We start from the raw sequence: 26722 nt of genomic DNA on the forward strand, positions 1-26722 counted from the left end.
AGATACAGGCTAGCTCCGCACTCCCGGGGCGACAAGGCAGCGGACGCCGGCCGCCTCCGCACCAGAACTGACCCGGCGTCAGGAGCACGTTGCGGGGCGGCCGCCCCGGCGGAGGTCGGGCGGTCGCCCGGCGGAGCTCAGCGCGGCCGGTACGCGCTCGTCGCCTGCTCGTACAGCCGGTCCACCTCGTGGCGTCCGCGGTCCGGGCCGATGACCAGGACGAGGTGGTAGCGGCCCTGGTGGATCATCGCGAGGTTGCGGACGTAGACCTCGCGGCCGCTGCCGTCGCGCCACGAGAAGGTGCCCTCCGCCATCGCCGTCCCGCCGACGTCGATCCGCCGCAGGCCGGAGGCCGAGGCCCAGCTGGAGGAGCGGTACGGGGCGAGCTCGGGCTCCTTGTTCTGCAGGTACGCCATCGGGTCCGCGCCGGACCTCGCCGTCGTGTCGCGGCCCGGCACGATCAGCAGCTCGTAGTCGCCGCCGACGTACCGCACCTGGCCCCGGGCGTTCGCACCGCGCCGCTGCCAGCCCTTGCGGACCGCGACCTGGAAGCCCCTCGGGTCGGTGCGCACCTCGAATCCCTCGGCGACGTCCGCGGACGCGGTGGTCCCCGGCCCCGCGGTGGCGGGCGCGCCGCCGTCCTTGCCGCCGGACGGTGTGCGGCCGGGGTCGGGGGCCGTGCCGGACGTGGCCGCGCGGTCCGCGCCGCGCCGCCCGTCCTTGCCGGCCTCGCCGGCCTTCGGCATGAACGCCGTCGCGTAGACGACCGCGCAGACCAGGAGCAGCAGGATCACGGTGAGCAGCAGCCGGCCGAGGTTGCGGGGGGCGCCGCGCGCCGGGCGGGCCGGCCGGGCGTCGGCCGCCACGCCCACCTGGCCCAGCATCTGCTGCTCGTACAGGTCCCGGTCCGAGGTTCTGGACCGCCCCGGCGGCTTCGGCTGCTTGGCGAGCCGGGCCGGGCGGGCCGGTCTGGACTGCCGCAGCGGCTTGGGCTGCTTCGGGGGGCGGGACAGCCGGGGCGGCGGGAATGCGGGTCCCCCCTGCTCCTTCGAGCTCGAGGGAGGGAAGGTCTGCTCGGAGTCGGGGGCGGTCCGGCGGGGCGGCACCGGCGCGGCGAGGCGGTGCGCCGCGGCGGCGGGTGCCGGCTGCGGGCGGCGTTCGCGCCGGGGGGTGCGGCTCTTCTTGTGGCGCCCCCTGCGGACGAGTTCGCCGCGGCGCCGCAGGATCGGCAGCCGCCGTGGATCGCCGCCCTGCTCCAGCGCCGGCATCGTCACCAGCCGGCTGCCGCTCTCCGGCTCCGGCGCCCGGCGGATCAGCGAGCGCAGTGCGCCGCGCAGCTCCTCGAAGCCGGGGCGGTCGGCGGGGTCCTGACGCAGCAGCGACTCGACGACCGGCCGCAGCGCCCCGCACTCCGCGGCGTCCGCGGGCGGCCCGGAGCAGACCAGCTGCGCCAGTTCGGCGGCGCTGTCCTCGGGGAACGGCGGATGGCCCTGCACACTGCGGAACAGCAGCGCGCCGACCGCCCACAGATCGGTGGCCGGGCCGACCTGCAGCGCCGGCTGTGTGCCCTCGTACACCGGTCCGGCCTGCTCCGGCGCCCAGCGCTCGGTGACCGGGCCGATGACGGTCAGCCGCGCCTGCCACGCCCGCTCCGCGGCGAGCCCGGAGGCGGGCCGGCCGTGTCCGTCGGTCCCGTCGGCCGCGGTGGCGCCCGGGCCGGCACCGGACGCCGCGGACTTGGTCAGCGAGACCCCGGCCTCGGCCGGCGAATCGTATCCGCACAGCGCTTCCTGGGCCGCGCCCGCCGCCAGACCGGTCAGGATCGCCCGGCCGTCGTCGCAGACCAGGACCGTCCGGGCGGTGATGTTGCGGTGCAGCCGGCCGTCCGCGTGCAGCATCCGCAGCGCGGTGAGCAGATCCGCGCCGATCTCCGCGGCGCGGTGCGGCGACAGCGGCCGCTGGGCGAGCAGCGCGGCCAGCGGCCGGGCGGCCAGGAGCTCGCCGACGATCCACAGGCTGCCGTCCTGCGCGAAGACGTCGAAGACCTGCTCCAGCCGGGGGTGGTCGGGCAGCTGCGCCACGGTCGTGGCGGCCTCCAGCGCCCGCCGTACGACGGGATCCCGGGGGCTGCGGTCGGCCACCCCCGTCGCCCGCGCACCGCCGGGGCGGCCGCCGGCGCCGTGCCCCCCGGCGAACCCGGCCGCCCCGGCCCCCACCACCTCCGCCTCGACGACCTCGGGCAGCGGCACCTGACGGACCAGCACCTCCTGCCCGCTGTAGGTGTCAAAGGCCCGGCTCTCGGTGAAGTCGTCATCGCCCAGGGGCCGCGCGGGCAGGCGGTAGCGCTCGGCGAGCACCCTTCCTGCGTACTCGTCCACGACGCCTCCCCGCAGCGCGCTCACCCGCCGTCCACGTTCATCTCCGCCGCGTACCAGCCCACTTGCGGCTCCGCACGGCCTGTGAACCCTCACGATACGTCGCCGCAGGCCCGGGCGCCGTCCGGCGCGCACATTCGTCCGAACGGCGTTGATGTGTTGATCATGGTCCCGATAAGCTGGGACTCGTCGATCGGTAACGGTCGGATGAGTTTTCTGGGGGGACAGTGAACAGGCTCAAGAAGTCCGCGATGACTCTCGGCGCCGCCGCTCTGGCGTTCGCCGGCACCACGCTGAGCGCCACGCCAGCCAGCGCGGCCGACACCGGCAGCTGCAAAAGCGCCCACAAGACGTGCATGTATTTCTTCTACAACAAGAACTTCAAGGGCGCGTACTTCATCGCGGCGAGCAATATCTCCAACCTGGGAGATTTCAACTTCAATTACGGCTCGACGGGCAGGGGAAAGACCGTCAAGAACAACGCCGCATCGGCGAAGTTCCGGGCGCACAACAGCTCGCAGGCCAGCAGCGGCGCCATCTTCGCCAACAGCGGGTACTCCGGTCCGTGCGACCTCTTCGGCTCGCTGGAGAACCACTGGGCGACCGCGCCGAAGCTCGCCAAGACCTACAACAACAACGCCTCCCTGCGTTTCTACCCGAGGGTGCTCGAACAGCTCCCTTCGGGCTGCAAGAAGTGGTACTGATACCGCCCTTTCGGCACAGGAAAGGGAGCGCTGACCCCGCCCCGCTGTGACCGGTGAAGGAAATGACTGAGCCCTTGCGCCGACACCGGCGCAAGGGCTCAGTACTGCGTACCGGTATCTCTCAGTGCGGCGCGCCGTCCCCCTTGAGCACGGTGCGCGCATACCGGACCTCACGGCGCTGCTGTTCCTTCAGCTTCTTCAGTTTCGCGGAATTCCGCTTGATCGCGTCGCGCTGAAGCCGGGATTCTCCTGCCACCCAGCGCTCGATCAGCCCCGTGCGTGCCTTGCAGTCGACATCCGCCTTCGCCACTTCCCGCTCTCCCTCGGACGGCGCATCGCCCCCGAAGCGGCGGTCGCCGACCGATTCCAGGGGGGTGGCGTAGTCATGTCCCCGACCCGCCATGCACCGCGACCACTGCGCGAGCGCCGCCTTGACCTTCGGCTCGTCCATGGAGGGCCGAAAGCTCCCGGAGTCGATTCCGCCGGCGACCTGGCTCAGCTCCTGCGACGCGAAGTCGCCCCGGGCCCGTTGCCGCGCCTCCCCCATGCATCCCCCTTCGGGCAGCCGCTTGCCCCGGAAGCGCTCGACGGGACCGCCGTCGGCCGACTGGCCCAGGAGCACGGTGCGCTGACCGTCCGAAAGGTGCGATGCGGGGACCTCGGGGTCCGGCGGCAGGTGGTAGCCGTACCGCGCCGCGAGCTGCGCGTCGACCACCCCGTAGCGCCGGTCCTCGTCCCGCACCGCCCCGCCCTTGCCGGCCTCAGCGGGCGGCCGGTACTCCACGGAGAACCTCTTGGCGCAGGCCCCCGTCAGCCGCTGTTCCGCCTTGGCGACCAGTGCGTCCTCTTCGGCACTGAGGGCGTACGCGGTGATGGGCAGCTGCTGGCTCGGGCGCTGCGTACGGGGTGCCCGCACGGCGGTGCCGCCGTCGGCGGAGCGCGCGTCGTCGTCGGCCTGCTGCGCGCAGCCGCTCAGCAGCACCAGCACGAGCGCGCCTGCGGGGCCGCGCCGCGAGAGGAACGCGCGCCGCCAGGACGACGGCACTCGCGCATGCGTTGCCGGATCCCCGGCCTTCGTACGCATCATGACGGACAGATCTGCCGTCAGGATGCCGGCTTGAAGCTGCCGGTGAACATCTTCCAGGCGCCCCGGCTCCGCTTGCCGCTCCACTCGTCGGCCGGTGCGGTGTACATCAGCCCGTAGCCGAGGTGGTCGTTCACCACGGTCCCCCGGTCTATGGACCGAAAGCGCTTGCCGCCGTCCGAATAGGTGAACTCCCAGTCCGCAGTGGGCCAGCCCCGGTACTCCACGGACTTTATGGCGATGCGGTGGTAGTCCGCCCTGACCATCGCACCCTCTTGGTTCTTCCAGTCCGCGACGGGGTCGTCCTTGGGCGTCGTCGTCCACCCCACGAGCAGCTTCTGGCCGCCCGGACCGGTGAAGCGGGCTCCCGCGTCGTCGGTGGAGCGGTACTTCCAGCCGTCGGGGAGGTCGATGGAGAATCCCTGGTCGTGCTTGTACGCGGTTCCCTCGGCAGGCTTCGGCGAAGGCTTCGGGTCCGGTGCGCCCGGCTTCGCCGCGTTCTTGTCGCCTTCCTTCACCTGCTCCTCGGACTTGGCGGCCGTACCGTCTCCGTCGGCCGATTCCGTCGAGGGCTTGGACCGGTTGGCCGACGACGTCTTGTCGCTGCCGCCGGACGCCTTGCCGCCCTTCCCACCGGTGTCGTCGCCGCTCAGCGAGAGCGCGAGGACGGCGCCCAGCACCGCGAGGGCGACGACCACGGCCACGATCACCAGTGTGCGGCGCGGGACCACGTCGGTCAGCGACGCGCGTGCGGTGGACGGGCGGTTGTTCCCGTCGCCGGGTCTGGACTCCGCGCGGGCCGCCGCGGCGGCCGCGGCATTGCGCACGGACTGCAGGGCACCGCGCATCCGCTCCTTGGCGGCCTCGGTGTCGAAGCCCGTACGGCCCGCGGAAGCGGACGAGGGGCGGTCGGCCGCCGCACTGCCGGAGGACTCCCGGCCCGTACCGGACGGGCCCGCAGCCGTCTTGCGGGGACGCTCGGGCGCGCTCGCCTCGACGCGCGCCTTCTTGGCGGCACCGGCACCGGCCGCGGCGGCCGCGGTCCGGCCCTTCTCCGCCGGCCCGTCCTCGGCCGCCGGCTCCGCTGCCGGACCGGCCGCCGGCTTCGCCTTGGGCCGCACCGCCCGCGTCTTGGGGGCGGCCTTCGGCTTCGGTGCGCCCTTGGGCTTCGCCGTGGCCCGCTTCTCGGGCGCCGTCGGCAGCGCCATCGCCCGGGTCGCGTCCGCCGGCGGCTCCGGCGCGGTCTGCTCGGGGGCGTGCACGACGTCCAGCAGCAGCGCCCGCGCCCCCGCGTCGTCCAGCCGGGCCGCCGGGTCCTTCACCAGCAGGCCGTAGATGGCCTCTTCCAGTACGCCGGCGCTCTTCGGCGGCTCGACCGGCTCGGTCATCACGGCGGTCAGCGTGGCGATCGCCGAGCCCTTGTCGTACGGCGGCACGCCCTCGACGCAGGCGTACAGCAGCCCGCCCAGCGACCACAGGTCGGCCGGCGGGCCCGGCTTCTGACCGCGGGCGCGCTCCGGGGAGATGTAAGAGGGGGCGCCGACGAGCATGCCGGTCGAGGTCACCGAGGGGTCGCCCTCGACCTGGGCGATACCGAAGTCGGTGAGCACGACCCGGCCGTCGTCGGACATCAGGACGTTGGACGGCTTCACATCGCGGTGCAGGATGCCCTCGGCGTGCGCGGAGCGCAGCACGTCGAGTACGGCGAGGCCCACCTCCGCGGCCCGGCGCGGGGTGAGCGGCCCGTCGTCGCGGACGACCTCGGCGAGCGAGCGGCCCTCGACCAGCTCCATCACGATCCACGGCCGGTCGTCCTCGTCGACCACGTCGTAGACCGTCACCGCGCCGTTGTTCCGGATCCGGGCGATCGCCTTGGCCTCGCGCAGCGTGCGGGTGATCAGCCGGCGCTTCTCGTCCTCCTCGACCCCGCCCGGGAAGCGCAGTTCCTTGACTGCGACCGTACGGCCCAGGACCTCGTCGCGTGCCCGCCAGACGGTGCCCATGCCGCCCCGGCCGAGGACATCGGCGAGCCGGTACCGGCCGGCGAGCAGCCTGCCCTCCGTGCCGTCCATCTCGACCTCGTCGCCCACTGAATCCCCTCGGCAATCCAGCCGAGTTGGCAGCTTGGACGTCGCATCGAACGTCAAAGTGACCCAACTCGGACAACCCACCCTGGCAGAGCCTTCATTCTCCCTCATCCTCGGCCGTGCGGAAGGCCCGGGTCGGTGCCGGTCATCGCCGCGCACCCGTCATGATGGCCGCGACGAACGGGAGCCCTGATGACGATGCGCTCGCCCCGCCCCGCCGCGCCGGGCGCCACCGGCCCGGCGCCGCGGCACACCGGCCGCCGGCGCGCGCCGGCGCGGGCGGTCCTGCTCGCGGCCCTGGCCGCAGTGGTCCTGACGGCCTGCAGTGCCCCGTCCCGGGCCGTCCCCGTGGCTCCGGTGGGCACCGTCGAGCGGCCGCCCGCGACGACCGTGCCCGCGCTGCGCCGCCTGGTCGCCGACGGCGCGCCGGGCGCGGCCTCCCTCATCACCCGCGACGGCCGGTTCTTCGCCTCGCGCTTCTCCACGGCCGGCGTCGCCGATCTGCGCACCGGCCGCACGATGGGCCCGCTGGACCACTTCCGGGCCGGAAGCCTGACCAAGCCCCTGGTCGCGACGGTGGTCCTGCAGCTCGTCGCCGAGGGCGAGCTGACCCTGCACGACTCGGCGGCCGCGCACCTCCCCCGGGGCGTACCGGCCACGGGGCAGGGCGACCGCAGCGGCCTCCGGGACGTGACGATCCGCCAGCTGCTGGACCATACGAGCGGCTTGTTCAACTACACCGAGGACCCCCGGCTCGCCCGGCAGCTGCACGGCAAGGGCTTCGGCGCCCACCGCTACGACAGCCACACCCCGGCCGAGCTGCTGCGGATCGCCCTCGGCCACCCGCCGGCGGCCGCACCGGGCACCCGCTACGCCTACTCCAACACCAACTACCTGCTGCTCGGGCTGATCATCAAGGCGGTCACCGGCCACCCGTACGCCACCGAGATCCGCCGCCGCATCCTCGTCCCCGCCCGGCTCGACCACACCTCCTTCCCCGGTACCGACCCGGCGCTGCCGGCGCCGCACGGCCGCGCGTACTCGGCCGTCGGCGACCGGCGGGTGGACGCCACCGCCCTGGACCCCAGCCGGGCCGGCGCGGCCGGCGAGATGGTCACCACCCTGGTCGACCTCAACCGCTTCTTCTCCGCGCTGCTCGGCGGCGAGTTCCTGGCGCCGCGCCAGATGGCCCAGATACGCAGCGAGAAGCACACCGGCGGCGCCTACGGCCTCGGGCTCTTCGCGACAAAGCTGCCCTGCGGCGTCACGGTCTGGGGCCACACCGGCGACATCAACGGCTCCTTCGCCCAGACCGCGGGCACCGCCGACGGCCGCCACCTCGTCAGCTACCGGATCAACACGGACGCACCGGCCGACCCGGCGCACGGCACCGACGTCCTGACGGCGGAGTTCTGCGCGAAGCCGCGCGCCTGACAGGGCGCGGCCTACAGCGGAACGATGTCCGGCGCCCCGAGCCGTGCCGCATCCGCCGTCAGATCGTCGGGCTGCCGCTGCGATTCGCGCTCCGCCTCCACCCGCTTCTGGTAGTGCGCGATCTCCTTCTCGATCTGGTCGCCGTCCCAGCCCAGCGCGGGCGCCATCAGCTCGGCCACCTCGCGGGCGCTGCGGGTGCCCCGGTCGAAGGTCTCGATCGAGATCCGGGTCCGCCGCGTCAGCACGTCATCGAGGTGCCGCGCCCCCTCGTGCGTACAGGCGTACACCGCCTCGGCGCGCAGATAGTCGTCCGCGGCCGTGAGCGGCTCACCCAGTGAGGGGTCGGCCACCACCAGCTCCAGCAGCTCCTCGGCCAGCGACCCGTACCTGTTCAGCAGATGCTCTATGCGCGCCACATGCAGCCCGGTACGCGCCGCGGTGCGCGCCCGCGCGTTCCACAGCGCCTTGTAGCCCTCGGCGCCGACCAGCGGCACGTCCTCCGTCACACACTCCGCGACCCTCCGGTCGAGCCCGTGCACGGCCTCGTCGACGGCGTCCTTGGCCATCACGCGGTACGTCGTGTACTTGCCGCCGGCGACCACCACCAGCCCCGGCACCGGATGCGCGACCGTGTGCTCCCGCGACAGCTTGCTGGTGGCGTCCGACTCCCCCGCCAGCAACGGCCGCAGCCCCGCATAGACGCCCTCCACGTCGTCCCTGGTCAGCGGTGTCGCCAGGACGGAATTGACGTGTTCCAGCAGATAGTCGATGTCCGCGCTGGACGCCGCCGGGTGCGCCTTGTCCAGATCCCAGTCCGTGTCCGTCGTCCCCACGATCCAGTGCCGCCCCCACGGGATGACGAACAGGACGCTCTTCTCGGTCCGCAGGATCAGCCCGGTCGTCGAGTGGATCCGGTCCTTGGGGACGACCAGATGGATCCCCTTCGACGCCCGCACATGGAACTGCCCGCGCTCGCCGATCAGCGCCTGGGTGTCGTCCGTCCACACCCCCGTGGCATTGACCAGCTGCCGCGCCCGGACCTCGTAGTCGCCGCCCCCTTCGACGTCCTGCACCCGCGCGCCGACCACCCGTTCGCCCTCGCGCAGAAATCCCACCACCCGTGCCCGGTTGGCGACGTGTGCCCCGTACGCGGCGGCGGTGCGCACGAGCGTCGCCACATACCGCGCGTCGTCCATCTGCGCGTCGTAGTACTGGAGCGCGCCGACCAGCGCGTCCTTCTTCAGGCAGGGCGCCACCCGCAGCGCCCGCTTGTGCGACAGATGCCGGTGTACGGGCAGCCCCCGGCCGTGCCCCGAGGACACCGACATCCCGTCGTAGAGCGCCACGCCCGAGCCCGCGTACCAGCGCTCCCAGCCCTTGTGCTGCAACGGGTAGAGGAACGGCACCGGTTTGACCAGATGCGGCGCCAGCCGCTCCAGCAGCAGCCCGCGCTCCTTGAGGGCCTCCCGCACCAGCGCGAAGTCCAGCATTTCCAGGTACCGCAGACCGCCGTGGATGAGCTTGCTGGACCGGCTGGAGGTGCCCGAGGCCCAGTCGCGCGCCTCCACCAGCCCGGTGGACAGACCGCGCGTCGCCGCGTCCAGGGCGGTGCCCGCGCCGACGACGCCGCCGCCGACCACGAGGATGTCCAGCTCCCGCTCCGCCATTCGGGCGAGCGCCTCGGCCCGCTGTGCCGGTCCCAGTGTCGCTGTCTTCACGCTGCCTCCCGCTGCCATCGGGGCCACTGTGATCGGGGCCACGCCCCCGTCCGTCGATTCTGTCCGCGCTACGGGCCGCTAGCCACCCTCCGCTCACGGCGGCAACACCCGGCCACCTTGATCCACCAATCCCTATTCTGGGCCAAATATCCGCTTAGTCTACTTATGCACCATCCACCTCGATCCTGCGCTCTCCGCTTCCGTCATCCGCATACGTCATCCGCCCTCGCTCGGGAAGGACGGCCGCAGCATGCCCGCAGATCTCGCCGTCATCGGACTCGGTCACCTCGGCCTCCCCCTCGCCCAGGCAGCCACCACCGCCGGCATCGGCACCCTCGGCTACGACCCCGATCCGCACGCCGCCGCCGACGGGCCGCTGTCCGCCACCGAACTCCGCCGCCTGCTCTCGGCCGGCTTCCGCACCACCACCGACCCCACCGCCCTCGGCCGGGTCCGTACCGCCGTCATCTGCGCGCCCACACCACTGGGCGCGGACCGCGCCCCGGACCTCACCGCCATCGCCGAAGCCGCCCGCACACTGGCCGCACAGCTGCGCCCGTACACCACGGTCATCCTCGAATCCGCCGCCTACCCGGGCGCCACCGAGGAATTCCTGCGCCCCCTGCTCGAAGCGGGCTCGGGCCTCGTCGCCGGCCGCGACTTCCACCTCGCCTGCTCCCCCGGCCGCCACGACCCCGGCAACCGCACCCACCGCTACGCCAACACGCCCAAGGTCATCGGCGGCCTCACCCCCGCCTGCACGGAAGCCGCCGCGGCGTTCTACGGCCGCCTCACCGACAAGGTGGTACGCGCCCGGGGCCCCCGCGAGGCCGAGACCGCCAAGCTCCTGGAGACCAACTACCGCCACATCAACATCGCCCTGATGAACGAGATGGCGGTCTTCTGCCATGACATCGGCGTCGACCTCTGGGACGTCATCCGCTGTGCCGAGACCAAACCGTTCGGCTTCCAGTCCTTCCGCCCCGGCCCCGGCGTCGGCGGCCACGCCGCCCCCGTCGACCCCAACCGCCTGGCGGGCAAAGGCCGTTCACCGGGCCCGCCGCTCCGCATGGTCGAACTCGCCCAGGAAGTCAACGGCCGGATGCCCCGCTATGTCATCCAGCGCTGCGCCACCCTGCTGAACGAACACGGCAAGGCCGCGCGCGGAGCCCGCATCCTGCTCCTCGGCGTCACCTACAAACCCGACGTCAGCGACCAGGCGGGGGCGCCGGCCTGGGAGATCGCCGCCCGCCTGACGGAGCTCGGCGCACACGTCACCTACCACGACCCCTACATCCCCCGGTGGAACGTCCAGGGCCGCCCCGTCCCCCGCGCCGACTCCCTCTACGAGGCCGCCGCCGCCGCGGACCTGACGGTGCTGCTGCAGGCCCACCGGACGTACGACCTCCAGGGCCTGTCGGTGAAGGCGCAGCTCCTGCTGGACACCCGAGGGGCGACCCCGACGGGGGCGGCGCACCGGCTGTGAGGCGCCCCCGGACGAGGAAACGCGAGAGCCCGGCCGCGCACCATGGCGCGACCGGGCCCGTACTGCGTCGACTGCGGGGACTACCGCCGCGGAGCCACCGTGACCTCGACCCGCTGGAACTCCTTGAGCTCGGAGTACCCGGTCGTGGCCATCGCGCGGCGCAGCGCACCGAAGAAGTTCATCGAGCCGTCGGGCGTCGTGGACGGCCCGAGCAGCACCTCCTCCGTCGTGCCGACCGCACCGAGGTCCATCCGCTTGCCGCGCGGCACGTCCTCGTGGACCGCCTCCATGCCCCAGTGGTGGCCACGGCCGGGCGCGTCCGTCGCACGGGCCAGCGGGGAGCCCATCATCACGGCGTCGGCACCGCAGGCGATCGCCTTGGGCAGGTCGCCGGACCAGCCCACGCCGCCGTCGGCGATGACGTGGACGTACCGGCCGCCGGACTCGTCCATGTAGTCGCGGCGCGCGGCGGCGACGTCGGCGACGGCCGTGGCCATCGGGACCTGGATGCCCAGGACGTTACGGGTGGTGTGCGCGGCGCCGCCGCCGAAGCCCACCAGCACGCCCGCGGCGCCGGTCCGCATCAGGTGCAGCGCGGCGGTGTACGTGGCACAGCCGCCCACGATCACGGGGACGTCCAGCTCATAGATGAACTGCTTGAGGTTCAGCGGCTCCGCGGCCGAGGAGACGTGCTCCGCGGAGACCGTCGTGCCCCGGATCACGAAAATGTCGACACCGGCGTCCACGACGGCCTTGGAGAACTGCGCCGTGCGCTGCGGGGAGAGCGCCGCGGCGGTGACCACGCCCGCGTCGCGCACCTCCTTGATCCGCTGGCCGATCAGCTCTTCCTTGATCGGCGCGGCGTAGATCTCCTGCAGCCGCTTGGTGGCGGTGGCGCCGTCCAGCTCCGCGATCTCGGCGAGCAGCGGCTCCGGGTCCTCGTACCGGGTCCACAGCCCTTCCAAGTTGAGGACGCCCAGGCCGCCCAGCTCGCCGATGCGGATCGCGGTCTGCGGGGAGACCACCGAGTCCATGGGAGCGGCCAGGAACGGCAGCTCGAAACGGTAGGCGTCGATCTGCCAGGCGATCGAGACCTCCTTCGGGTCGCGGGTGCGGCGACTGGGTACGACGGCGATGTCGTCGAATGCGTATGCCCGGCGGCCGCGCTTGCCGCGCCCGATCTCGATCTCAGTCACGTGTGTGGCCTTTCCCTCTACGTCTGCGCTTCCAGTATCCCCGACGCACCGAAGCCCGCGGCCGGGGTGCGGCCGCGGGCTCCACGGTAGGTCCGTGGCAGGGCGTGTGCGGGGACCGGGCGCCTAGCGCCGTGCGTAATTCGGCGCCTCGGTGATCATCTGGACGTCGTGCGGGTGGCTCTCCTTGAGGCCCGCGGTGGTGATCCGGACGAAGCGGCCCTTCTCCTTGAGCTCGGGGATGTCGGCGGAGCCGACGTACCCCATGGAGGCGCGCAGGCCGCCGATGAGCTGGTGGGCGACCGAGGCCAGCGGGCCGCGGTAGGGCACCTGGCCCTCGATGCCCTCGGGGACCAGCTTGTCCTCGGAGAGCACGTTGTCCTGGAAGTAGCGGTCCTTGGAGAAGGACCTGGCCTGGCCGCGGGACTGCATCGCGCCCAGCGAGCCCATCCCGCGGTACGACTTGAACTGCTTGCCGTTGATGAAGACCATCTCGCCGGGCGACTCCTCGCAGCCGGCCAGCAGCGAACCCAGCATGACGGTGTCCGCACCGGCCGCGATGGCCTTGGCGATGTCACCGCTGTACTGCAGACCGCCGTCGCCGATGAGCGGGACCCCGGCCGCGTGGCACGCCTGCGCCGCCTCGTAGATCGCGGTGACCTGCGGGACGCCGATACCGGCGACGACCCGGGTGGTGCAGATCGAGCCCGGCCCGACGCCGACCTTCACACCATCCGCACCCGCGTCGATCAGCGCCTGCGCGCCGTCGCGGGTGGCGACGTTGCCGCCGACGACATCGACGCTGATGTTGGACTTGACCTTGGCGATCATGTCGAGGATGCCGCGGCTGTGGCCGTGCGCACTGTCCACGACGAGGAAGTCCGCACCGGCCTCGACCAGCGCCTGCGCCCGGTCGTACGCCGCGTCGCCGACGCCCACCGCGGCACCGACGACCAGCCGGCCCTCGGCGTCCTTGGCGGCGTTGGGGTACTTCTCCGCCTTGACGAAGTCCTTGACCGTGATCAGGCCCTTGAGCACACCGGCCTCGTCGACCAGCGGCAGCTTCTCGATCTTGTGGCGGCGCAGCAGCTCGATGGCGTCCTCGCCGGAGATGCCGACCTTGCCGGTGACCAGCGGCATCGGCGTCATGACCTCGCGGACCTGCCGGCGGCGGTCCATCTCGAAGGCCATGTCGCGGTTGGTGACGATGCCCAGCAGCTTGCCCGCGGCGTCGGTCACCGGCACACCGCTGATGCGGAACTTGGCGCACAGCGCGTCGGCCTCGGCGAGATCGGCGTCCGGGCGGACGGTGATCGGGTCGGTGACCATGCCGGACTCGGACCGCTTGACCAGGTCGACCTGGTTGGCCTGGTCCTCGATCGACAGATTGCGGTGGAGCACGCCCGCGCCGCCCTGCCGCGCCATGGCGATGGCCATCCGCGCCTCGGTGACCTTGTCCATCGCCGCGGACAGCAGCGGGATGTTCACCGTGACGTTGCGCGAGACCCGGGACGCGGTGCTCACCGCGTTCGGCAGCACCTCCGACGCGCCGGGCAGCAGCAGCACGTCGTCGTACGTCAGCCCGAGCATGGCGAATTTGGCGGGCATACCGTCGACGTTGTCACTCATGACACCTTCCCCAATGCTCTTGCCTCAGCGCGGACTCCCATGCTAACGGCCTAGAGAAGTGTCCCAATCCACGAGCGATGAGGGCCTCGTCACTTGTGTATTCCTACGGCGACTTTCCGCCGTACGTGCCGGGGGCTCCCGCTACTGCGCTGCGACTGCGTCGCTACTGCTCCGCGAGCGCCCGCAGCCTGCTCAGTGCGCGGTGCTGGGCGACCCGGACCGCGCCCGGTGACATTCCCAGCATCTGCCCGGTCTCCTCCGCTGTCAGCCCGACGGCGACCCGCAGCAGAACCAGCTCGCGCTGGTTCTCCGGAAGGTTCGCCAGCAGCTTCTTGGCCCACTCGGCGTCACTGCTCAGCAGCGCCCGCTCCTCGGGGCCGAGGGAGTCGTCGGGCTGCTCGGGCATCTCGTCGGACGGCACGGCCGTACTGCCCGGATGCCGCATCGCGGCCCGCTGCAGATCGGCGACCTTGTGGCCGGCGATGGCGAAGACGAACGCCTCGAAGGGCTTGCCGGTGTCGCGGTAGCGCGGCAGCGCGCAGAGCACCGCGACACACACCTCCTGCGCCAGATCCTCGACGAAGTGCCGGGCGTCACCCGGCAGCCTCGACAGACGGGTACGGCAGTACCGCAGGGCGAGCGGGTGCACATGGGCCAGCAGGTCGTGGGTGGCCCGCTGGTCTCCCTCGACTGCGCGTGCGACGAGATCGCCGATCTCCTGCTTCCCGTCATCGCGCATCGGTCCATGGTGCCTTGGTGCCGCCCGATCCGCGGCACTACCCCCGTCGTTGTGCCCCGAACCGTTACGAGCCGTCGCGCTAGCGCCCACGTTCCACGCCTCCCCCGTTCGGGTTGTACCCATACCGACCGCGAGTCCTCGCCGGTAGCTTGTCTGGGTGCCGTACGGCACCGGGCAGGGCTTGTCCGTCATGAGGTCTCTTCTGGCCGAGTGAGAAGCCCCGGCCTCCGCCGGGGAGGAGTCACACCTCCAAGGATGCGGCATCCCGTGAGGTTTCGGCGCCGGGCGTCGACGCGGCGGGGTTACGACGTTCGCTGCCCGATCAGCGGGCGGGCGTCGTAACCCCGTTTGCACAGCAGGTCAGCGGACCAGTCCCCAGCGGAAGCCGAGCGCCACCGCGTGCGCCCGGTCGGAGGCGCCGAGTTTCTTGAAGAGACGCCGGGCGTGGGTCTTGACCGTGTCCTCCGACAGGAAGAGCTCACGGCCGATCTCGGCGTTCGAGCGGCCGTGGCTCATGCCCTCCAGCACCTGGATCTCGCGCGCGGTGAGCGTCGGCGCGGCGCCCATCTCGGCGGACCGCAGCCGGCGCGGCGCGAGCCGCCACGTCGGGTCGGCCAGCGCCTGGGTCACCGTCGCCCGCAGCTCGGCGCGCGAGGCGTCCTTGTGCAGATAGCCCCGGGCGCCGGCGGCGACCGCGAGCGCGACCCCGTCGAGGTCCTCGGCCACCGTGAGCATGATGATCCGGGCGCCGGGGTCGGCGGACAGCAGCCGGCGCACGGTCTCGACACCGCCGAGACCGGGCATCCGCACGTCCATCAGAATCAGATCCGAGCGATCGGCACCCCAGCGGCGGAGGACTTCCTCGCCGTTGGCCGCGGTCGTCACACGCTCGACGCCGGGCACGGTCGCAACCGCCCGACGGAGCGCCTCTCGGGCAAGCGGGGAGTCGTCGCAGACGAGGACGGATGTCATGACCGTCCTCCGCAGCTGATGCGCGTCACCTTGAGCCTCCAGGCTGGTACGTATCGTCACCTGTGCGATTGACGGCCGCCTCGGACACCTGCCCGAGGGCTACCTCTGCCAATCGCCTCCGCACACTCAACGACGGTCACTCGAAAGAGTTACGGCTTCGGCGACCGAGTTCAGCACGCTCCGTGAGGAGCCGGATACGCAGACGACTCGTCGGGCGGCCCGCATCCGCGCGTGCACCCTATGCCCTATTTGGCTCTCTTTCTTCCATTTTCACGCTAGCTATGACTAGATTCGCAATGAGTCATATTTACATCTACTTCGATAGTAGATGTACGGTCTTGAGCACCGAGCCCGAATCAGCATCGCTTCGAGGGGACAAGCAATGGCAGATTTCTCCCGCCTTCCGGGCCCGAACGCAGACCTCTGGGACTGGCAGCTGCTGGCCGCCTGCCGCGGTGTGGACAGCTCCCTGTTCTTCCACCCCGAGGGCGAGCGCGGAGCGGCCCGCAGCGCGCGTGAGACATCGGCGAAGGAGGTCTGTATGCGCTGCCCGGTGCGGGCCGAGTGCGCGGCGCATGCACTGGCCGTCCGCGAGCCCTACGGGGTCTGGGGCGGCCTGACGGAGGACGAACGCGAGGAGCTCATGGGCCGGGCCCGCCACCGGCTGATCCCCGCGACCTCCATGACCGGCCACTCGGGCGTCTCAGGCGCCTGACCACGGGAGCGGACCGCTCCCTGAGGAAACGTTCCTGCTCCGCTCCGCGACTGCGGGAGCGAGGATTTCGGCTGCCGCGGGGCCCGGCCGCCGCCGTCCGCGGACACCGGCCCGTCAGCGCGGGTGAGCGCTCCGGCCCGCCGCGTCCGCCAGCCGGTCGAGCGTCGCCGCGACGGCGGGGACATGGGCCAGATCCGGCAGCGTGAGCGCGACGATCTCGCGGTGCACCGGCGGCTCCATCCGTACCGCCGTGGCCCCCTTGGGGCGCACCGACTCCAGCGTGAGCTCCGGCAGCGCGGCGACCCCCAGGCCCGCGCCCACCAGGCCGATCACCGCCGGGTAGTCGTCCGTCGCGAAGTCGATGCGCGGGGTGAAGCCCGCGCTCTCGCAGACCTCGACGAGGTGCCTGCGGCAGCGGGGACAGCCCGCGATCCACGGCTCGTCCGCCAGGTCCGCGAACCGCGCGGTGCCGGCCTTCGCCAGCCGGTGGCCGTCCGGCACCAGGCCGATCAGCCGGTCCACCAGGATCGGGCGCACCACCAGGTCGTCCCACTCCGCCGCGGCCTCCGGGTCCGCGCCGCGCACTTCCGGATAGCGGAAGGCGAGCGCGATCTCGCAGTCACCGTTGCGCAGCATCTCGATCGAGCGCGGCGGCTCGGCCTCGTCCAGCGAGACCCGGGTGCCGGGGTGGGCGGCGCGCATCTTCGCCAGGGCGGTCGGCACCAGCGTCGAGCTGCCCGAGGGGAACGACACCAGCCGCACCCGCCCCGCCCGCAGGCCCGCGATGGCCGCGACCTCCTCCTCGGCGGCGGTGAGCCCGGCCAGGATGCCGGTGGCGTGCCGTACGAGCGCCTCGCCCGCCTGCGTCAGCCGCATCTCGCGGCCCGCGCGGACCAGCAGCGGGGTGCCGGCGGACTGCTCCAGGGCCTTCATCTGCTGGCTGACGGCCGGCTGGGTGCAGCCCAGCTCGCGCGCGGCGGCGGAGAACGAGCCGGTCCTGGAGACGGCGCGCAGCACACGGAGATGACGGGCCTCGATCATGTTTCGAGCATAAGTGGCCCTTGGGCTGATCGGGAAAAATCAGGCCGACGCTTTTGGGTGGGGTGGCCAGGGTATGCCCCTCATGCCCCGGAGGGTTTGTGATCATGGGTGGGGACGCCGGCGGGGACGCTTCGCCGGGGTGGCACGGGACGACGGAGGACCGTATGAAGCTGCTGACCGTCAATCTGGGGCGGCCCATGCCGTTCGAGCACACCGACGCCGAGGGCGGCACGGGTATCGACAAGCGGCCCGTGGACGGCCCGGTGGCGGTCGGCGCTCCCGGCCCCAAGGGCGTCGGGGGCAGCGGGCTGGCCGGCGACGCGGTGGTCGACCTGCGCTTTCACGGCGGCGACGACCAGGCCGTCTACGCGTACGCCCGCGAGGACCTGGACGACTGGCAGCGGGAGCTGGGCCGCGCGCTGCCCAACGGCTGCTTCGGCGAGAACCTCACCACGTCGGGCGTCGAGGTCACCGGCGCCCGTATCGGCGAGCGCTGGCGGGTCGGGCCGCGGCTGCTGCTGGAGGTGAGCTGTCCGCGGATCCCCTGCCGTACGTTCCAGGGGTGGCTCGGCGAGCACGGCTGGATGAAGCGGTTCACCCGGGCCGCGGTGCCCGGCGCGTATCTGCGGGTGATCGAGCCGGGCGAGATCCGCGCCGGGGACCGCGTCGAGCGGGTGCACCTCCCGGATCACGAGGTGACGATCGCGCTGATGTTCCGGGCGCTGACGACCCGGCGGGAGCTGCTGCCGCGGCTGCTGGAGGCCGGGGAGGCGCTTCCGCGGGACACGCGGCAGCGGGTGCTGAAGTATCTGGAGCACGAGGGCAGTTGACCGGGTGACGGGTGCGGGCCCGCGCCGGCGGCCGCGGCGCCGGCGTCCGGAGCGCCCCTCAGGGGTCCGGCGGCGCCGTCCGGGCGGATAGCGTGCCGGTATGACGACTGCATTGATCACGGGAGCGACGGCGGGCATCGGGGCGGCGTTCGCCCGGCGGCTCGCGAGCGACGGACACAGCGTGGTGCTGGTGGCGCGCGACGAGAAGCGGCTGCGCGAGCAGGCCACCGAGTTGCACGACCGGCACGGCATCGAGGCGCAGGTGCTGAGCGCGGACCTGGCCACCGAGGACGGCATCGCCGCGGTCGAGGCGCGCCTGGCGGATACCAAGCACCCGGTCGATCTGCTGGTGAACAACGCCGGCTTCGGCAACAAGGGCGAATACCTCGAAGTCCCGCTCGCCGACGAGCTGACGATGCTGAAGGTGCACTGCGAGGCGGTGCTGCGGCTGACCTCGGCCGCGGTGCGCGGCATGCGGGAGCGGCGGCGCGGCGCGGTGGTCAATGTGGCGTCGGTGGCGGCGTTCGTGCCGCGCGGCACCTACGGCGCGAGCAAGGCGTGGGTGGTGCAGTTCACGCAGGGCGCGGCACGGGACCTGGCGGGCAGCGGGGTGCGGCTGATGGCGCTGTGCCCCGGGTTCGTCCGCACCGAGTTCCACCAGCGGGCGGGGATGGGCACGGACAACATCCCGGGCTGGATGTGGCTGGATGCCGACAAGCTGGTGGACGCGGCGATGAAGGACCTGGTGCGGGGGAAGTCGCTGTCCATCCCCGATCCGCGGTACAAGGCGCTGACCACGGCGGTGAAGCTGGTGCCCCGCTCGGTGCTGGGGGGAGTCACCTCGCGCACCGGCCGCAAGTACGGGCCGCGCTAGCCCGCACGGTGGCGGGGCCGGCCCTACGGACTTCGTCCTTCGGTCCGGCCCCTGCCGTGAGTGGGGGTGAGGGATAGGCGGGTGCTGGTGCCGTCGTACCAGCTGATGTGGATCGTCGTGCCCCTGACGTGCACTGTGGCCAGCGTTTCCACGGGGGCCGGCGCCGGGTCTGCGGTCAGGGAAGCCAGTGCCACGAAGAGGGTGCCCCGGGGGTCGGGTGTCGTGGTGCCCGCCAGGACGGCGGTACGGGTGCGGGGGCCGAACGGGGTGCTGCCGGTGGCCAGTCGGGCGGGGCCGGCCTCGTAGCCGTGGACGGGGTGGAGCTGGGCGGTGGGGCCGTCCGGCGTGGTGGCCCAGCCGGTCTGGCGTACGGGGGTGCCGGGGGCGGCGCCGGTGACCAGATGGGCGCGGAGTTCGGCGCGGCCGTGGGCGAGGGTGGCGGACAGGACCCGGACGCCGGGGAGTTCGGTGCCTCCCCCGGCGGCTACGCCCCCATTGCCGGGGGGACCCCCATCGGCCAGGCGCGGGGTGTGGGCGGAGGAGGCCCAGCCGGTGCCGGTGGCGTGCGGCGTGGCGGGGCCGCGGGTGGTGGGGCGGCCGTCGACGATCAGGGCGAAGTCGTTGTCGGGCAGGTCCGGGGCGCCGGCGGTGGGCGCCGTGGGGCCGGTGCGGGTGGAGTAGGCGAAAGCGGGTGATGGCTGCCTCTCCGGAGGTCAGGCCACCGGTACGGCACGGCCCCACAGCTCCTCGGCGTGTTCCGCGAACCGGTCGAACATCCCACCTCCACTGTGACGGCGCAGATGCAGCAGCGGCGAGTCATGCCCCACTAGGCGGGCCAGGTGGGGCGTCACCAGCGCATCGTCGTCGAACCGGAAGACCGACAGTGATACGTGGTTCACGGCGTCGTCCGCACTGCTGTAGCGCGCCTCCATCCCGGACACGGTGCCCATCCGGCCGAGATGCTCCACGCTGATCCGGATGCGCGTGGAGACACTCAAGGCCACGTCCTCGATCGCCTCGCGCTGCCTGGTGACCTCGCCGGCGGGGTCGCCGAGCAGGAACCTGACCCGGCATCCGGACTCGGCCTTGCGCCGGATCGTCTCGGCGAACTGGGGGACCTGCGTCCAGAAGAAGTAGTTCGTGTACCCGGCGAGGAACAGATCCTCGGCTGCGCCCTCGACGAGCTCGGCCCAGACCGTGGACGGGCAAGCGGACCGGTACGGATACGAGTGGACCAGCTCACGGTCGTGGCCGGTCTTGATCCGGTCCTTCACTGCCTGGGGCCACAGCATCTCTTCATCGACTCCCAACGCCCGGCAGGCGTCCTCACGGTTGCTCGCATGCGGTATCAGTTCGGCGTCCGCCAGCCACCGTTCCACGGTCTTGCTCGTGACCCCGACCCGGGCCGCAAGCTTCCTGGGGGTGAGACCGGCATCCGCAATAGCTGATCGTAAGGCGACGTTCAAGACTTCTCCCTTGGACGTTTGGGCCGTTTCGACCGTACGCCGGGGACGGCCCAGCTGTCCCCACTACAGAGCAGATACGTCCGAAAGCGCAGGCCAGCATCAGGGGCATGAACCAGCAACCGACAACCAGGCAGGGTCCCGTGCATCTGATGCTGCCGCTGGCTCAGCCCGCGGCCGCTGAAGGGTGCGATGTCTGCGCGGCCTTGGCCAAGCAGCGCCGCGAAGCCCGGCTCAACGGGGACCACTCCATGGCGTCCGACTGCAACGTCGAAATCGCCGCTCACCCCGAGCACTGGAGGCGCATGGGGCGATAGAGACGGGTGCGGAACGAGAGCCACGGGCATTTCTTCCCCACCGACCACCAAGGGAAGCCCCTATGACCACACCAGCCCCCACCGTCCCCGGCCGCGCCGAACGGCGCCCCGGTCTGCTGCTCTCCATGGGCCCCGGCGTCGCGGACCGGCTGCTCGACGCCCGCCACCGCACCCGCCTGGCGGCCCTCACCCGCACCGACCCGGGCCTGGTCGCCCACGAACTTGCCGACCCCACGCCCGAGGTGGCCGCCGCCCTCGCCGAGGCGGAGGTGCTCCTCACCTGCTGGGGCGCCCCGGCCCTCACCGCCCGCGTCCTGGACGCGGCGCCCCGGCTCCGCGCCGTCGTCCACGCCGCCGGGTCGGTCAAACACCACCTCACCGACGCCTGCTGGGAGCGCGGCATCGCCGTCGCCTCGGCCGCCGCCGCCAATGCGCTCCCGGTCGCCGAGTACACCCTCGCCGCGATCCTCCTGGCCAACAAGCGCGTACTGCACTGCGCCCACCGCTACCGCACCCTGCGCGCCCGGCACGACTGGCACCGCGAACTGTCCGGCGCCGGCAACTACGGCCGGACCGTCGGCATCATCGGCGCCTCCCGCATCGGCCGCCGGGTCATCGAGCTGCTGCGCCCTTTCGACCTGCGCGTTCTGCTGTACGACCCGTATGCCGACGCGGCCGAGGCGGGCCGGCTGGGCGCGACGCCGGCCCCCCTGGGCACGCTCTGCGCCGACAGCGACATCGTCACCGTGCACGCCCCCGAGCTGCCCGCCACCCGCCATCTGCTCGGCGCCCGCGAACTGGCCCTGATGCCGGACGGGGCGACCCTCATCAACACCGCCCGCGGCTCGCTCGTCGATGAAACCGCCCTGCTCGCCGAGCTGGTGACCGGCCGTCTGCACGCGGTCCTGGACGTCACCGACCCCGAACCGCCGCCCCCCGACTCCCCGCTCTACGACCTCCCCAACGTCCTGCTCACCCCGCATGTCGCCGGCTCCCTGGGCGGCGAACTCCACCGCCTGGCCGACCATGCGCTCGACGAGGTGGCGCGGTTCGCGTCCGGTCTGCCCTTCCTGGACCCGGTGCTCCCGGCGGCGCAGGACCGCTCGGCCTGACCCGGGCCACGAGCGGCATACCTCACTAAAATGGCCGTATCGATGCATTTCACTGCGGTGCATCGCGCCGGACCCATGAGGGAGGCGGCATGAAATTCGTACAGATAATCGACTACAAGACCGAGCGGCCCGAGGGCATGAACGCGCTCATGGACAAGTGGGTCGAACAGACCAAGGGCAGGCGGACCGCCACCCACAGCGTCATCGGCAAGGACCGTTCCGACGCGTCCCACTACGTCGAGATCGTCGAATTCCCCTCGCACGAAGAAGCGGTGAAGAACTCCCAGCTGCCGGAGACCGACCGGATCTTCCGGGAGATGGTGGCGCTCTGCGACGGGATGCCGTCCTTCACCGACCTCGATGTCGTCCGGGACGAACGGCTGAACGCCGCAACCGCCCGCCGGTTCTTCCACGAGATCGCCGCCGGCGGCAACCTCGGCGCGATCAGCGAGGTCTTCGCGGCCGACTACCGGGACCACGACATCATCAAGGAGGAGGAGACCGTCGTCGGGTCCGACGTCATCCGGCAGGACGTCACCTCCTGGCGGGCCGCCTTCGACTTCACCTTCGACCTCGAAAGCCAGATCGCCGAGGGCGACGACGTCGTGACGCGCTGGACCTGGACCGGCACGCACAAGGGCCCGTTCATGGGCGTCGAGCCGACCGGCGAGGTGTGCACCATGACCGGGACGACGACCTTCCGCTTCCATGACGGAAAGATCCGGGAAGGCTGGTGGCACTACGACCTGATGCGCCTGATGAGGCAGCTCGGCGTGCTCTGACCAGGCGTTCCCGCGGACGACCGGACAAACCGGAAGGCCCCTGTTCCCGCCGCTCACGAGCGGGAACAGGGGCCTTTCAGCGGGTTACGCGGCTATGCGGCCTGGGCTGCGTCAGTGCGCGTGCCCGTGGCCGTGACCGGCGTCGCCGGCCTCTTCCTCTTCCTTCTTCTCGACGACCAGGGTCTCGGTCGTGAGCAGCAGGGAGGCGATGGAGGCGGCGTTCTCCAGGGCGGAGCGGGTGACCTTGACCGGGTCGATGACGCCGGCCTTGACCAGGTCGCCGTACTCGCCGGTGGCGGCGTTGAAGCCCTGGCCCTTGTCCTGCTCGGCGACCTTCGCGGTGATGACGTAGCCCTCCAGGCCCGCGTTCTCCGCGATCCAGCGCAGCGGCTCGACGACCGCGCGGCGGACGACGGCGACACCGGTGGCCTCGTCACCCTCCTTGCCGAGGCCGCCGTCCAGCACCTTGGCGGCGTGCACCAGCGCGGAGCCACCACCGGAGACGATGCCCTCCTCGACCGCGGCGCGGGTCGCGGAGATGGCGTCCTCCAGACGGTGCTTCTTCTCCTTGAGCTCGACCTCGGTGGCCGCACCCACGCGGATGACGCAGACGCCACCGGCGAGCTTGGCGAGGCGCTCCTGGAGCTTCTCGCGGTCCCAGTCGGAGTCGGTGGTCTCGATCTCCGCCTTGATCTGGGCGACGCGACCGGTGACGTCCTCGGCCTTGCCACCGCCGTCGACGATGGTGGTGTCGTCCTTGGTGACGGTCACGCGGCGGGCGGTGCCCAGCACGTCCAGACCGGCCTGGTCGAGCTTGAGGCCGACCTCCTCGGCGATGACGGTGGCACCGGTGAGGGTGGCCATGTCGCCGAGCATCGCCTTGCGGCGGTCACCGAAGCCGGGGGCCTTGACGGCCACGGCGTTGAAGGTGCCACGGATCTTGTTGACGACCAGGGTCGACAGGGCCTCGCCCTCGACGTCCTCGGCGATGATCAGCAGCGGCTTGGAGCCACCCGCCTGGATGACCTTCTCCAGCAGCGGCAGCAGGTCCTGGATCGAGGCGATCTTGCCCTGGTGGATCAGGATGTACGGGTCCTCGAGGACGGCCTCCATACGCTCCTGGTCGGTGACCATGTACGGCGAGAGGTAGCCCTTGTCGAAGGCCATGCCCTCGGTGAAGTCCAGCTCCAGACCGAAGGTGTTGGACTCCTCGACGGTGATCACACCGTCCTTGCCGACCTTGTCCATCGCCTCGGCGATGAGCTCGCCGACCTGCTTGTCCTGCGCCGACAGACCGGCGACGGCGGCGATGTCGGTCTTGTCGTCGATCGGGCGGGCGGTCGCGAGGAGCTCCTCGGACACGGCCTGCACGGCGGCGTCGATGCCCTTCTTCAGGGCGGCCGGGGAAGCGCCCGCGGCGACGTTGCGCAGACCCTCGCGGACCAGCGCCTGCGCGAGCACGGTGGCGGTGGTGGTGCCGTCACCCGCGATGTCGTTGGTCTTGGTCGCCACCTCCTTGACGAGCTGGGCGCCCAGGTTCTCGTACGGGTCGTCGATCTCGACCTCGCGCGCGATGGTGACACCGTCGTTGGTGATGGTCGGGGCACCGAACTTCTTGTCGATGACGACGTTGCGGCCCTTGGGGCCGATCGTCACCTTGACCGTGTCGGCAAGCTTGTTGACGCCGCGCTCAAGGGCGCGACGAGCGTCCTCGTCGAACTTCAGGATCTTCGCCATGGGTTGCTTCAAGTCCTCTCATTGCGATCCTCGGCACGCAGTGGGGACCGCTGTCTCAAACGGAACTGCGCCCCTGCCCCGGGTTGTTTAGACGCGGGAACCAGGGGCGCAGATCACGGCAAATCTGGGTGACTTACTTCTCGACGATCGCGAGAACGTCGCGAGCCGAGAGAACGAGGTAGTCCTCGTTGTTGTACTTCACCTCGGTGCCGCCGTACTTGCTGTAGAGAACGACGTCGCCGACGCTGACGTCGAGCTCGACGCGCTTGCCGTCCTCGATGCGGCCCGGGCCCACGGCCAGGACGACGCCCTCCTGGGGCTTCTCCTTGGCGGTGTCCGGAATGACCAGGCCCGAGGCCGTGGTCTGCTCGGCGTCGAGCGGCTGGACCACGATGCGGTCCTCAAGCGGCTTGATGGCAACCTTGGAGCTGGCGGTCGTCACGATCCGACCTCCCCCTTCGGAGATCTCACGGGGTTAACTGTCTGAGGTGGCGACCAGGTGGATCCGTCGTCGCGGGTGCCGGACCTGCCCGTCGCTGTGTTCTGGCACTCCCCACTGGAGAGTGCCAACGCCGAGACTATGACGCGGTTAGCACTCGGTCAAGCGGAGTGCCAGCGCGCCGAGGAGCGGCTTCCGTCAGGCCGGTTGACTCAGCCGCGGACAACGGGGCTCCCGCCGGGGAGGGTTCCATGCCAAATCGGACACACCTTCCCGTTCCCCGGCAACCACACCACCGGCCGCCTCGTCTCACTTCCCGACTGCCGGGCCGGCGAACCGCCTACCGGGCATGTCTGATGGAACAGCCCGGACCGGTCCGGGGCCTTGAGCACCGATGGCGGAGGAACCCCGTGCGTGGACTGACCAGAGCTCCCCGGCCGGGCGGGGAGCCGGAGAGCGACGCCGAGCGCACCATGACGTTCGCCGCGCTCCAACGGGCGCCGGACCGCCGCCGGACGGAGGCCTGGCTGCTCGCCCTCGTCGTCCTGACCGCCGACTTCGGCTACGCCTACACCGGCCTGTCGATGACCGGCCGGCTGCCCGGCGGGCTGGCCGGCTTCGCCGTCAGCATGCTCTTCGTGGCGCTGGTGCCGCATCTGGTGCTGCGCCGCTTCGCACCGCGCGCCGACCCGCTGATCCTGCCGCTGGCCACCCTGCTGACCGGGATCGGCCTGGTCCTGCTGCACCGCCTGGACATCACCTACGCCCGGACCCCGCACCTGAAGATCGCCGAGGCGGCGAGCGGCCAGCTGGTGTGGACGGTGATCGGCGTGGCGGTCTGCATCGCCATCCTGCTCGTGCTGCGCGACCACCGCATGCTGCAGCGCTACATCTATCTGACGATGGCGGTCGCGCTGGTGCTGCTGATGGCGCCGGCCTTCTTCGGTGCGGACATGTACGGCGCCAAGCGCTGGATCCTGCTCGGGCCGCTGTCGCTGCAGCCCGGCGAGTTCGTGAAGATCATGATCTCGGTGTTCTTCGCGGGCTATCTCACCGTCAACCGCGATGCGCTGGCGCTGGCCGGACGCCGCGTCATGGGCGTCCAGCTGCCCCCGGGCCGCCAGCTCGGACCGATCTTCACCATCTGGGCGATCAGCCTCCTGGTCCTGATCTTCGAACGGGACCTCGGCACCTCGCTGATCTTCTTCGGCGTCTTCGTGATCATGCTCTACATGGCCACCGACCGCACCAGCTGGGTGGTGTGCGGCCTGCTGATGGCCACCGCCGGCGCGGCCGTCGTCGGCTCCCTGGAGCCGCACGTCCACGGCCGCGTCACGGCCTGGCTGGACCCCATGCGCGCGTTCACCAGCGAGGGCCGGGCGGAGCACATGTCCGACCAGCTCGGCCAGGCACTGTTCAGCTTCGGCAGCGGCGGCATCGGCGGCACCGGCCTGGGCCAGGGCCACCCCGAGCTGATCGGCTTCGCGGGCAACAGCGACTTCATCCTCACCACCGTCGGCGAGGAGCTGGGCCTGGCCGGGGTGATGGCCGTCGTCATGCTGTACGTGCTGCTCGCGCAGCGCGGACTGCGGGTGGGCCTGACCGCCCGCGACCCCTTCGGCAAGCTGCTCGCGGTCGGCCTCGCCGGAGCGCTGCTGCTCCAGGTCTTCGTCGTCGCCGGCGGCGTCATCGGCCTGATCCCGCTCACCGGCAAGGCCCTCCCCTTCCTGGCCAAGGGCGGCTCGTCCCTGGTCGCGAACTGGGTGATGGTGGCCCTGCTGCTACGCATCAGCGACGCGGCACAGAGGCGGCGCGAGCCGGTGCGCTCCCGCTAGGGGCTGCCCATGTTTTTGGCTTTCCCGCCGTGGGGGTTGCTGTGGGTTCGCCTGCGGCGGGCGGTACGTGCCGCTGCGCGGGGCTTTCGGGTGCCGGTGACGGTCCTCCGGGGCAGGGTGTCCGGACTGCTTCGCTTTACGTCCGGACACCCAGCC

Annotated in this window: 22 protein-coding genes; 10 read left to right on the forward strand and 12 right to left on the reverse strand. The window is 71.7% G+C overall.

What is annotated here, in order from left to right:
* Positions 1-137 precede the first annotated feature (137 nt).
* Positions 138-2378, reverse strand: coding sequence for a protein kinase (locus tag ACWD6P_RS11345; protein WP_451443798.1), 2241 nt, complete (start codon positions 2376-2378; stop codon positions 138-140).
* Between the two features lie 248 nt (positions 2379-2626).
* Here ACWD6P_RS11345 and ACWD6P_RS11350 point away from each other — a divergent pair, with 248 nt between their 5' ends.
* Positions 2627-3079 (forward strand): peptidase inhibitor family I36 protein, encoded by a 453-nt coding sequence (locus ACWD6P_RS11350; RefSeq protein WP_451443799.1) that lies wholly within the window; start codon positions 2627-2629, stop codon positions 3077-3079.
* Positions 3080-3200: 121 nt separating this feature from the next.
* Here ACWD6P_RS11350 and ACWD6P_RS11355 read toward each other — a convergent pair whose 3' ends face one another.
* Both ACWD6P_RS11355 and ACWD6P_RS11360 read right to left on the reverse strand, forming a co-directional pair.
* Complete coding sequence (locus ACWD6P_RS11355; protein WP_451443800.1) at positions 3201-4166, reverse strand: hypothetical protein; 966 nt, start codon at positions 4164-4166, stop codon at positions 3201-3203.
* Positions 4167-4183: 17 nt separating this feature from the next.
* Complete coding sequence (locus ACWD6P_RS11360; RefSeq protein WP_451443801.1) at positions 4184-6253, reverse strand: protein kinase domain-containing protein; 2070 nt, start codon at positions 6251-6253, stop codon at positions 4184-4186.
* A 189-nt stretch (positions 6254-6442) separates the two neighbouring features.
* On the opposite strand from ACWD6P_RS11360, the gene ACWD6P_RS11365 reads away from it, so the two are divergent.
* Complete coding sequence (locus tag ACWD6P_RS11365) at positions 6443-7684, forward strand: serine hydrolase domain-containing protein (protein WP_451443802.1); 1242 nt, start codon at positions 6443-6445, stop codon at positions 7682-7684.
* A gap of 11 nt (positions 7685-7695) precedes the next feature.
* Here ACWD6P_RS11365 and ACWD6P_RS11370 read toward each other — a convergent pair whose 3' ends face one another.
* Complete coding sequence (locus ACWD6P_RS11370) at positions 7696-9402, reverse strand: glycerol-3-phosphate dehydrogenase/oxidase (RefSeq protein WP_451443803.1); 1707 nt, start codon at positions 9400-9402, stop codon at positions 7696-7698.
* Between the two features lie 250 nt (positions 9403-9652).
* Here ACWD6P_RS11370 and ACWD6P_RS11375 point away from each other — a divergent pair, with 250 nt between their 5' ends.
* Positions 9653-10888 carry a nucleotide sugar dehydrogenase gene (locus ACWD6P_RS11375; protein WP_451443804.1) on the forward strand — a complete coding sequence of 412 codons (1236 nt, stop codon included), beginning with the start codon at positions 9653-9655 and terminating at the stop codon, positions 10886-10888.
* A gap of 80 nt (positions 10889-10968) precedes the next feature.
* Here the strand turns inward: ACWD6P_RS11375 and ACWD6P_RS11380 are convergent, their stop codons facing one another.
* The 4 genes from ACWD6P_RS11380 to ACWD6P_RS11395 all read right to left on the reverse strand — a co-directional run bounded on the left by ACWD6P_RS11380 (position 10969) and on the right by ACWD6P_RS11395 (position 15421).
* A complete protein-coding gene (locus ACWD6P_RS11380) occupies positions 10969-12084 on the reverse strand; it encodes a GuaB3 family IMP dehydrogenase-related protein (protein ID WP_451443805.1) in 1116 nt (371 codons plus the stop codon).
* A gap of 123 nt (positions 12085-12207) precedes the next feature.
* A complete protein-coding gene (guaB, locus tag ACWD6P_RS11385; RefSeq protein ID WP_451443806.1) occupies positions 12208-13710 on the reverse strand; it encodes an IMP dehydrogenase in 1503 nt (500 codons plus the stop codon).
* A 163-nt stretch (positions 13711-13873) separates the two neighbouring features.
* Entirely contained in the window at positions 13874-14449 is a 576-nt protein-coding gene (locus ACWD6P_RS11390) for a sigma-70 family RNA polymerase sigma factor (protein ID WP_018090849.1), read from the reverse strand.
* Between the two features lie 360 nt (positions 14450-14809).
* The gene (locus ACWD6P_RS11395) at positions 14810-15421 is read right to left on the reverse strand and encodes a response regulator transcription factor (protein ID WP_003948568.1); all 612 of its coding nucleotides are present in this window, start codon (positions 15419-15421) and stop codon (positions 14810-14812) included.
* A gap of 382 nt (positions 15422-15803) precedes the next feature.
* Between ACWD6P_RS11395 and ACWD6P_RS11400 the strand changes: the two genes are divergently transcribed.
* Positions 15804-16136: a WhiB family transcriptional regulator gene (locus ACWD6P_RS11400; protein WP_451443807.1), complete on the forward strand. Its 333-nt coding sequence runs from the start codon at positions 15804-15806 to the stop codon at positions 16134-16136.
* A 114-nt stretch (positions 16137-16250) separates the two neighbouring features.
* Here ACWD6P_RS11400 and ACWD6P_RS11405 read toward each other — a convergent pair whose 3' ends face one another.
* Positions 16251-17177, reverse strand: coding sequence for a LysR family transcriptional regulator (locus ACWD6P_RS11405; RefSeq protein ID WP_451443808.1), 927 nt, complete (start codon positions 17175-17177; stop codon positions 16251-16253).
* Positions 17178-17341: 164 nt separating this feature from the next.
* Here ACWD6P_RS11405 and ACWD6P_RS11410 point away from each other — a divergent pair, with 164 nt between their 5' ends.
* Together ACWD6P_RS11410 and ACWD6P_RS11415 are read left to right on the forward strand one after the other, a co-directional pair.
* Positions 17342-18007: an MOSC domain-containing protein gene (locus tag ACWD6P_RS11410; protein WP_451443809.1), complete on the forward strand. Its 666-nt coding sequence runs from the start codon at positions 17342-17344 to the stop codon at positions 18005-18007.
* 100 nt (positions 18008-18107) lie between these two features.
* Positions 18108-18881 (forward strand): SDR family NAD(P)-dependent oxidoreductase, encoded by a 774-nt coding sequence (locus ACWD6P_RS11415; RefSeq protein WP_451443810.1) that lies wholly within the window; start codon positions 18108-18110, stop codon positions 18879-18881.
* Between the two features lie 713 nt (positions 18882-19594).
* On the opposite strand, the gene ACWD6P_RS11420 is transcribed toward ACWD6P_RS11415, so the two are convergent.
* The gene (locus tag ACWD6P_RS11420) at positions 19595-20347 is read right to left on the reverse strand and encodes an XRE family transcriptional regulator (RefSeq protein WP_451443811.1); all 753 of its coding nucleotides are present in this window, start codon (positions 20345-20347) and stop codon (positions 19595-19597) included.
* Between the two features lie 107 nt (positions 20348-20454).
* On the opposite strand from ACWD6P_RS11420, the gene ACWD6P_RS11425 reads away from it, so the two are divergent.
* The 3 genes from ACWD6P_RS11425 to ACWD6P_RS11435 all read left to right on the forward strand — a co-directional run bounded on the left by ACWD6P_RS11425 (position 20455) and on the right by ACWD6P_RS11435 (position 22555).
* On the forward strand, positions 20455-20661 hold the full coding sequence (locus ACWD6P_RS11425) for a hypothetical protein (protein WP_451443812.1): 207 nt from the start codon (positions 20455-20457) through the stop codon (positions 20659-20661).
* Positions 20662-20723: 62 nt separating this feature from the next.
* Entirely contained in the window at positions 20724-21773 is a 1050-nt protein-coding gene (locus ACWD6P_RS11430; RefSeq protein ID WP_451443813.1) for a hydroxyacid dehydrogenase, read from the forward strand.
* A gap of 89 nt (positions 21774-21862) precedes the next feature.
* Positions 21863-22555 carry an ester cyclase gene (locus ACWD6P_RS11435; protein ID WP_451443814.1) on the forward strand — a complete coding sequence of 231 codons (693 nt, stop codon included), beginning with the start codon at positions 21863-21865 and terminating at the stop codon, positions 22553-22555.
* A gap of 111 nt (positions 22556-22666) precedes the next feature.
* Here ACWD6P_RS11435 and groL read toward each other — a convergent pair whose 3' ends face one another.
* Positions 22667-24292, reverse strand: coding sequence for a chaperonin GroEL (gene groL / locus ACWD6P_RS11440; RefSeq protein ID WP_451443822.1), 1626 nt, complete (start codon positions 24290-24292; stop codon positions 22667-22669).
* A gap of 133 nt (positions 24293-24425) precedes the next feature.
* On the reverse strand, positions 24426-24734 hold the full coding sequence (groES, locus tag ACWD6P_RS11445) for a co-chaperone GroES (RefSeq protein ID WP_451443815.1): 309 nt from the start codon (positions 24732-24734) through the stop codon (positions 24426-24428).
* A gap of 470 nt (positions 24735-25204) precedes the next feature.
* On the opposite strand from groES, the gene ACWD6P_RS11450 reads away from it, so the two are divergent.
* Complete coding sequence (locus ACWD6P_RS11450) at positions 25205-26566, forward strand: FtsW/RodA/SpoVE family cell cycle protein (RefSeq protein WP_451443823.1); 1362 nt, start codon at positions 25205-25207, stop codon at positions 26564-26566.
* Positions 26567-26722: the final 156 nt, after the last annotated feature.

This window comes from Streptomyces sp. NPDC002446, from assembly GCF_053595675.1.

Excerpts from the sequence above, each read along its gene's own strand:
- ACWD6P_RS11350 (WP_451443799.1), top strand. The coding sequence starts at position 2,627 with ATGACTCTCGGCGCCGCCGCTCTGGCGTTCGCCGGCACCACGCTGAGC.
- ACWD6P_RS11355 (WP_451443800.1), bottom strand. The coding sequence starts at position 4,166 with ATGATGCGTACGAAGGCCGGGGATCCGGCAACGCATGCGCGAGTGCCG.
- ACWD6P_RS11365 (WP_451443802.1), top strand. The coding sequence starts at position 6,443 with ATGACGATGCGCTCGCCCCGCCCCGCCGCGCCGGGCGCCACCGGCCCG.
- ACWD6P_RS11375 (WP_451443804.1), top strand. The coding sequence starts at position 9,653 with ATGCCCGCAGATCTCGCCGTCATCGGACTCGGTCACCTCGGCCTCCCC.
- guaB (WP_451443806.1), bottom strand. The coding sequence starts at position 13,710 with ATGAGTGACAACGTCGACGGTATGCCCGCCAAATTCGCCATGCTCGGG.
- ACWD6P_RS11390 (WP_018090849.1), bottom strand. The coding sequence starts at position 14,449 with ATGCGCGATGACGGGAAGCAGGAGATCGGCGATCTCGTCGCACGCGCA.
- ACWD6P_RS11395 (WP_003948568.1), bottom strand. The coding sequence starts at position 15,421 with ATGACATCCGTCCTCGTCTGCGACGACTCCCCGCTTGCCCGAGAGGCG.
- ACWD6P_RS11400 (WP_451443807.1), top strand. The coding sequence starts at position 15,804 with ATGGCAGATTTCTCCCGCCTTCCGGGCCCGAACGCAGACCTCTGGGAC.
- ACWD6P_RS11405 (WP_451443808.1), bottom strand. The coding sequence starts at position 17,177 with ATGATCGAGGCCCGTCATCTCCGTGTGCTGCGCGCCGTCTCCAGGACC.
- ACWD6P_RS11410 (WP_451443809.1), top strand. The coding sequence starts at position 17,342 with ATGAAGCTGCTGACCGTCAATCTGGGGCGGCCCATGCCGTTCGAGCAC.
- ACWD6P_RS11415 (WP_451443810.1), top strand. The coding sequence starts at position 18,108 with ATGACGACTGCATTGATCACGGGAGCGACGGCGGGCATCGGGGCGGCG.
- ACWD6P_RS11425 (WP_451443812.1), top strand. The coding sequence starts at position 20,455 with ATGAACCAGCAACCGACAACCAGGCAGGGTCCCGTGCATCTGATGCTG.
- ACWD6P_RS11430 (WP_451443813.1), top strand. The coding sequence starts at position 20,724 with ATGACCACACCAGCCCCCACCGTCCCCGGCCGCGCCGAACGGCGCCCC.
- ACWD6P_RS11435 (WP_451443814.1), top strand. The coding sequence starts at position 21,863 with ATGAAATTCGTACAGATAATCGACTACAAGACCGAGCGGCCCGAGGGC.
- groL (WP_451443822.1), bottom strand. The coding sequence starts at position 24,292 with ATGGCGAAGATCCTGAAGTTCGACGAGGACGCTCGTCGCGCCCTTGAG.
- ACWD6P_RS11450 (WP_451443823.1), top strand. The coding sequence starts at position 25,205 with ATGACGTTCGCCGCGCTCCAACGGGCGCCGGACCGCCGCCGGACGGAG.